This window comes from Paraburkholderia sp. EG304 (genome assembly GCF_046543485.1).
In the GTDB taxonomy this organism is placed as follows: Bacteria; Pseudomonadota; Gammaproteobacteria; order Burkholderiales; family Burkholderiaceae; genus Paraburkholderia; species Paraburkholderia youngii.
Window position 1 is genome coordinate 1 of sequence record NZ_JBKGUA010000293.1, and the last position, 573, is coordinate 573.

The following is a 573-nucleotide window of genomic DNA, read 5'->3' on the forward strand; positions in this document are numbered from 1 at the left end:
TGGTGGCCGCAGAGGAGGCGCAGGAAGCGCAGCTTGCGGCGACGCTGCGCGCGCATCTGGTGGGGCAGCTGCCGGACTACATGGTGCCGGCGGCGTTCGTGCCGCTGGCGGCGCTGCCGCTGACGGTCAACGGCAAGCTCGACCGAAAGGCACTGCCCGCGCCGGCTGACGGTGCGTATGCGCGGACGACCTATGAGGCGCCGCAGGGCGCAGTCGAAACGGCGCTGGCAGAGATCTGGGCCGAGCTTCTAGGTCTGGAGCGGGTCGGACGCCACGACAACTTTTTCGAGCTCGGCGGCCACTCGCTCCTCGCGGTACAGGTGTCGAGCCGGCTGTCGCAGGCTGTTGGGGTCGAACTGCCGCTGTCGACGCTGTTCGCCAGACCGGTGCTGGGCGATCTTGCGGCAAGTATCGTCGAGGTATTGAGCCGCTCCGGTCCCCAACACCTGCCGGCGATTGTGGCCGTATCGCGCCAGGCGCCGCTTGAGCTGTCGTTTGCCCAGCAGCGGCTGTGGTTTCTGGCACAGCTGGACAAGGACAGCGTCCGCTACCACGTTCCGCTGGGGTGGCGGC

1 protein-coding gene is annotated in these 573 nt (G+C 68.4%); it reads left to right on the forward strand.

Going from position 1 to position 573, the window contains the following annotated elements; genetic code table 11:
* Window positions 1-573, forward strand: a 573-nt coding sequence (locus ACLFKU_RS43925; protein ID WP_410853413.1) for a phosphopantetheine-binding protein, incomplete at both ends; no start/stop codon positions are given.